The 6,613-nt window shown below is 45.7% G+C and carries 7 protein-coding genes; 3 read left to right on the top strand and 4 right to left on the bottom strand.

The window, feature by feature from the left end; genetic code table 11:
• Positions 1–21 precede the first annotated feature (21 nt).
• The 3 genes from AACT21_RS04750 (at position 22) to AACT21_RS04740 (ending at position 2,591) form a co-directional block, all read left to right on the top strand.
• Positions 22–1,236, top strand: coding sequence for an MFS transporter (locus tag AACT21_RS04750; protein ID WP_013856650.1), 1,215 nt, complete (start codon positions 22–24; stop codon positions 1,234–1,236).
• Between the two features lie 69 nt (positions 1,237–1,305).
• A complete protein-coding gene (locus AACT21_RS04745) occupies positions 1,306–1,872 on the top strand; it encodes a DUF1415 domain-containing protein (protein WP_094163293.1) in 567 nt (188 codons plus the stop codon).
• Positions 1,873–2,015: 143 nt separating this feature from the next.
• Positions 2,016–2,591: a nucleoside triphosphate pyrophosphohydrolase family protein gene (locus tag AACT21_RS04740; protein WP_010318603.1), complete on the top strand. Its 576-nt coding sequence runs from the start codon at positions 2,016–2,018 to the stop codon at positions 2,589–2,591.
• Between the two features lie 228 nt (positions 2,592–2,819).
• On the opposite strand, the gene btuD is transcribed toward AACT21_RS04740, so the two are convergent.
• The 4 genes from btuD to AACT21_RS04720 form a co-directional block, all read right to left on the bottom strand.
• Entirely contained in the window at positions 2,820–3,575 is a 756-nt protein-coding gene (gene btuD, locus AACT21_RS04735; protein WP_017044830.1) for a vitamin B12 ABC transporter ATP-binding protein BtuD, read from the bottom strand.
• A complete protein-coding gene (btuC, locus tag AACT21_RS04730) occupies positions 3,562–4,557 on the bottom strand; it encodes a vitamin B12 ABC transporter permease BtuC (RefSeq protein ID WP_176430159.1) in 996 nt (331 codons plus the stop codon). Before btuC ends, btuD begins: the two co-directional genes overlap by 14 nt.
• A 155-nt stretch (positions 4,558–4,712) precedes the next feature.
• Positions 4,713–5,741 carry a succinylglutamate desuccinylase gene (locus AACT21_RS04725; RefSeq protein ID WP_047691738.1) on the bottom strand — a complete coding sequence of 343 codons (1,029 nt, stop codon included), beginning with the start codon at positions 5,739–5,741 and terminating at the stop codon, positions 4,713–4,715.
• 222 nt (positions 5,742–5,963) lie between these two features.
• A complete protein-coding gene (locus AACT21_RS04720) occupies positions 5,964–6,566 on the bottom strand; it encodes a histidine phosphatase family protein (RefSeq protein WP_094163289.1) in 603 nt (200 codons plus the stop codon).
• Positions 6,567–6,613 lie beyond the last annotated feature (47 nt).

Below are 6,613 nucleotides of genomic sequence, written 5' to 3'. Positions count from 1 at the left end.
TAACGTAAGTGAAGCGTAATCATGATCGAAATTGGCAGTAAAGAATACCGAAAAGTCACTTGGGGACTTGCGCTCGGCTCGTTCTTAGTCTTTTGTAATCTCTATCTTTTTCAGCCAATGTTGCCCTACCTTGCTACGCATTTTGCGGTTTCAGAAACCCAAATTAACTGGTTATTTGCCGCATCAACCCTCGCACTCTCCGTCAGTTTAGTCCCTTGGGCAATCAGCTCTGAATCCTTTGGCCGCCGCAAAGTGATGTTATTAGGGCTATTCATGATGCCATTAATCGGCAGCTTAATGTTGATCAGCCAACAGCTATGGGTGCTGGTTTTAACACGTGCACTGATGGGCGTCGCATTGGCCGCCTTTGCTTCGGTTGCCGTGGCTTACATGGCTGAGGAGCTTTCGCCTCAAGCATTTAGCCAAGCGATTGGCGGTTATATTGCTGCGAATTCATTAGGTGGCATTAGCGGCCGAATTTTAGGCGGTATATTGACCGATGCCTTTGGCTGGCAACAAGCCGTGATTGTGATTGCCATACTCACTTTCGTATGCGCCATCATTGTGCTGTGGTTACTACCCATTCAACGTAATTTCACGCCGCAACGAGGCTTGTTCTTTCACCACAACCGTGCGCTAGTAAAACATCTTTCTAACCGCACACTGTGGCTAGCGATGCTGATTGGTGGTACTAACTTCGCGCTGTTTGTTAATCTCTACTCAGTGATGGGCTTTCGGCTTGTCGCCGAACCCTACTCGCTACCGATTGGCTTAGCATCATTGATCTTCCTATGTTATTTGGCGGGAACACTCAGCTCGAAACTGACCGCTAACTGGACAAAACGCTACAATGCCATTTCGGGCATGATGTTGGGAGCCTTGCTCAGTTTATCGGGGATGTGGCTAGCTTTGGTTGAATCGATCCCGTTTATGCTGATCGGTTTAATGTTGATCAGTTTCGGCGCGTTTTTTACTCATACGCTCGCCTATTCATGGGTGAGCCAAAAGGCCAGCAGCGCAAAAGCAACCGCGACCGCTCTGTATTTGGTTCATTACTATGTGGGTGGCAGCCTTGGCGGGTTTTTCTTACTCTATTGCTGGCAAAATGGCGGTTGGGCGGTGGTGGTTTCGGGTGGAATGGTGTTGTATGTGGCGATGTTTTTTCTCTGTTGGAAATTGCGCCATGATGACCGCGCCCTTGCGCACCGCAAACCGCTGCATGAATTGATCAAGTAGTGTTATCCACTCACTTTATCAAAAGACTCATGTTATGCTTGCGCCAAATTGACTGTTTTAATAAGCACTATGAGCGTAACGATAAATAAAACCGCCATCACAACTGAAGTCGAACAGTGGCTTAACGATGTGGTGATTGGCTTAAATCTCTGCCCTTTCGCCGCAAAACCACAACGTAACCAACAGATCAAAATTTTCGTCAGTGAAGCCGATACTGAAGAACAATTGCTGCAAGACATTTTGCAACAATTGCTAGAGTTAGAAGGCAGCTCGGCACAGTCTCTTGAGACTACCTTAGTGGTAGTGCCAAACATGCTCGAAGATTTTTTTGAGTACAACTTTTTTATCGATTGGGTCGAAGCATTAATTACGCAACAAGATTGGCAAGGCATCTTCCAAGTCGCTACCTTTCACCCTCACTACTGTTTTGGCGGCACACGCCCCGAAGATGACGAAAACCTAACTAACCGTTCGCCGCACCCTATTTTCCATCTTATTCGCGAAGAGAGCATGGAAAAAGTACTCAAACACTACCCTAACCCAGAAGCGATTCCCGATACCAATATCGCTCGTGTTAGTGCTCTAAGTGACCAAGAACGCCGCCAACTGTTTCCTTATTTGTTTCTCAATAAGTAACTCTGTTCTTTGACCAAACTGATGGCATGGGTCGCAGCTTTGCCATCAGTTTGTTACTATCCATTTTCTTACTATCAGTTTATTACTATCAATTTGTTACTACGCGTCACAATCCCTGTTAACCAAACCAATGGACCGAGATAATGCATTTATCCAAGCTTACTCAAGAGATTTACGATCATCTTTACCGCGATATTACCGAGTTTCGTAGCACCTTTGATCTCCCCGTTGCTGATGCCAGCAGCTTAAACGATAAAGCTGACACGTTGCATACTTCGCTCGCGATTGAAGAGTTGACTGAACTTGCTGAAGCTGACAATAAAACGGAACAAGCGGATGCGATCATCGATACTGTGTATGTTTTGATGGGTCGTTTAGTCCACCTTGGACATAGCCAAGTGAGTGACAACTTAGCGATCAGCTATTTGATTGATCTTCTGCTCAATGTTGCCGTAAATCGTGGCATCGAATTTATTCCATGCTGGGATGAAGTACACAGCTCGAACATGAGTAAAGTATGTCGCAATGAAAAAGAGTATGCCGATACCCAAGCCTACTATGCTGAGCAAGGTATTGAGCTGATGGCCGTACAAAAAGGCGACTACATTATTGCTAAATGCGCACAAGATTTTGTCTCTGAAGGCAAAACGATTCGCCAAGGTAAAGTGCTCAAATCAGTCTATTACCGTCCTGCTGACCTTGCTTCATTGACGCAATAACCTTGCAAAGACTCAGATAAAAAAAACCACCTTGTGGGAGCAAGGTGGTTAAGAGACTTATAAAAAGCCTAACAAGAACGAGAATGTATCGATTCTATTAATGCGATTGGCGTGCCAACTTTCACATAAAACCTAACCATTTGTTTTTAATAGACTTACTATTTTTATCATTCTATCTTCAGCACATTGATGCGCTAAAAGTGTGCTAACTGCACGACAGTTGTGCTTTTAATCAAAGATAAGGTAAGGCTTTCCTTCAACAACAACCTGCTTCACCTGAGTCTGAAACGCTGCACTTAACGCTTGGCTCTCTAATACTTGTTCAACCGAGCCGGAACTTTGCAATACGCCATCTTGCAGTAACAGAGCGCGATCGGCATGGCGCAATGTTCGATTGAGATCGTGATTGGCCATCACTACCGCTATCCCTTGCTGTGCAACCTCTTCAATCAAACGATAAAGCAACCCTTCTTGAGCAATATCAAGAGGCGCCGCAGGTTCATCTAATATCAATAACTGCGCGTAAGGGTTTAAGGTTGGCCAAATTTGCAAACAAATACCGGCCAAGCGGACACGTTGCCATTCGCCGCCTGACAGTTGGTGAATGGATCGATGCAATTTGTCTTGAATATTCAATCGTTGAGTGAGATGAACCACGGCTTGATTAACAGCCTGAGAATGTAAATCGGCGCAACTGGGGATCGCTAAGGCAAGATATTGATAAACATCGACATTAAAAACAGGCTTGTCGTTTTGCGACAAATAAGCTCGGTGCAGTGACAGCGCCTCTAACGATGCGCTTGAAAGCTGAAGATCACCAATGTAGACCTCACCTTGGCTCTCTGTCACGCCAGCTAACGCCGACAGTAAAGTGCTTTTTCCGCTGCCATTAGGCCCAATAACATGCAGCACCTCTCCCGCTTGGCAAGTAAAAGAGAGTGGCAATAAGCGTGATGAAACCTGCAGGCTATTAACGTGAATCATGGTTTTTCAACAACATCCAAATAAAAATCGGCGCACCAATGGTGGTAGTGACGACACCAAGTGGAAGCTCAGCAGCATTAAGCGCCGTTCTGGCAACGGTATCCGCGCAGACCAGTAAAAGTGCGCCGAACAGAGCCGACATAGGTAAAAGGTAGCGGTTTTCAGAACCAAACGCCAAGCGCAATAAATGCGGAACAACCAACCCAACAAAACTGATCACACCGCCCAATGCCACCGCAGCTCCTACCAGCAGCGACACGGCAAAAATCAATTTCCAACGTAGTCGATGCACATCCACACCTAACTGCTTTGCATGAGTTTCGCCCAACATCAGTTTGTCTAACGTTTTTCCTTGCAGAGCAAGCCAGATGATCACCGGAAGCGCAGCTAATGAAAGCGTATGTTGATACCAGCTTGCACCACCAATACTGCCCATCAACCAGTAAACCAGTTGCCTTAAACTGAGATCATTACTGAAATAAAACGCCCATGTCACCACAGCACCAGATAAAATACCCAGCGCCACACCGACCAACAGTAAGCGAGTTGTGCTTAAACGCATCGCTTTAGCCATGCTGACCAGTAAAAGAGTAAACACCATCGCACCGACTACGGCACAAAGCATGAAAATTTCAGGGGAGGCCAAGGCAGGGAAGAAAAACAGCACCACTACCATCGCCACACTGGCGCCACCGGAAATACCAAGCACGCCCGGCTCTGCCAAAACATTCCCTAATAGCACTTGCAGCGCCGCGCCTGATACGGCTAGTGAAGCACCAATGATGACGGCAGAGAGCAGACGAGGAGCACGAAGTTCAGTCACTAACTGCCATTCCAGTAGTGACCAAGTGTGAAATGGGCTGATAAAGAGTTCACCCACCATCAAATAAAACGCACTCATCGTAATCAACAATGCCAGCATAGCGTAGAGGGCGTAATGCCAGCGACGCTGTTTTTTTAAGAGTAACTGATTGAACGTCATGCGCTTATATGTAAGTAAGAGAAACAATAATGGCCTAACCTTACCGTTAAGCCATTTAAATAGAAAGTGATATACCAAAGCAATCGCCTGTTAACCTTGTCAACAGACCAAAAGGTTAACAGGTCAAAAGATTAACAAGCCAAAAGTACCATCGGTTAATCGTATACCAATTGATCGTCTTCATAGCGTGTCGCCACTTTGCACACCATTAACGCGGCGCGCTGGCCTAATGCCACTTTTCGGTTAGGAAATACGATCGCTTCATCTTCATTTTTCGCCATGAGTGGCTTTTCACCATCATGACCAAATACCTCACCATGTTTAAACGCGGTGAAGTTTTCGACGTTATCATCAAACATGAAATCAAAATCGTCATGCAAACGGACGATGGTACGGCTGACACGATAAATGGTTGGCTTTCTTGGCAAGTGTTCAGGTGTCGCATTGGCTACCAAATCGCGCATGGCTAAGTCAAACGCGACTAATCGCTCTAGGTTGTTTTGACCAAGAGGTGCGACTTGTCCCAGCTCAAGCGTTAAAGCTTGCGCGGCAAAATTCTCTGCACTGTACCAACTGAAGGTACTCGAGGGTGAATTTGAAAGCAGCACCGCTTCGATATGCGCACTTTCAATCAATGCCATCAGTGCGCGGCTGCGGACAGGATGACGAGATTTGGGGCTGACGGCAAACGAATAATGTTTGGAGTGACGAATCGCACAGTGCAAATCAAGATGCCACCGGTTTTGCTCAGCGGTGTGTTCGAAAAAGTCTTTCACTGTCTGTTTGAGATGCTGTGCAATCTCTCTTTCTAGGGAGGTATTGCCCTTTTTATCATCAAATAAACGGTTCAAATTTTCTTGCACGAAACGGGTATGTTGATTCGTCGCCTGAGGATGAGCCACAATAAATAAGCAGCGGTGTTGGACCGCTTGAAAACCTGACTGAATATCATCCACCAGCTTATTTACTAATTCCATTGGCGCAGTTTCGTCACCATGAATACCGCAAGAAATAATGATGTGCTTACTCTCATCGTTGAGATGAGCGGGAATCACTTCGAGCACTCCACGCGAGAGCACTTTAAGCGTAATACCAGCTGCCGTTTTGATTTCGCCAGTGACCATTTCTTGGTCTAAATCCAAACTATCAAATAGGAAAGATTGGCGGAAAAGGGACTTCGTCATGCGTTACTCCTTTATTGCACAGCGGTATGTTAATGAATTGTAGAAGCAATTTATGTTGAGGCGATCCCACTTATCAAGATGGATAAGGGTAAACTTAACTCATCAACGATCGTCTCAATACCTTATACAAAATACGCTTAACCAGAGGCCGGCGTTAATTGCCGGGAATTCTATCATTAAATCTGATAGTTACTCCATACTCTACTGCATGCTCACCCGGTGCTAAATTTGAATTCCGATGCTCTTCACACTCACATTCTCAGCGTTATCTTTTCCTATTTGGATATGAGTTAATGATTGATAGTCGATATTCAACACACTATACCAATGGCGGTTTTGCCAGTCAGTGCCTAGAACATAGGCAAGTATCATTCTGATTGTTCCACCATGAGCGATGATTAAAGTGTCTTGCTTGATCTCTTTAATCTGAGCCTCCCAAGCACGAGTTACACGCTGATGAAAATCGGCCAAGTTTTCTGCATTCGGTAGTTGATGTTGGGCCGGATTGGTCCACAAAGTTTCCACTACTGGCCACATCGATTGCAGTTCATCAAAGGCTACGCCATCGACGTCACCAAAATCCATCTCTTGGAAATCAGGCTCAATTTGGTAATCCAATTTCGGCTGCTGTAAAACCAGTTGCTGCGCTAAATCACGGCAACGGCGTAGCGGCGAAGTAATGATGTTTGAGAAGGAGTAACGGGATCTCAGCAAAGTATGAGCGATCTGCTCTTGCCGATGCGCTTCAACGAGCACATCTGTTTTACCATTGAGCGCAGGCCGACCGACGGTTTTACCGTGGCGCATCAAATAGAGATTGATCATTGTGAGCCTTTTAAAGCGATGTCGTTTAGAGCAGTGTCTTTTAAAAC

The organism is Vibrio sp. V08_P9A1T1, assembly GCF_963874405.1.
Lineage (GTDB): Bacteria > Pseudomonadota > Gammaproteobacteria > Enterobacterales > Vibrionaceae > Vibrio > Vibrio anguillarum.
Note: the sequence above shows the minus strand (reverse complement) of the source record. Positions and strands in the feature narration are given on the sequence as shown.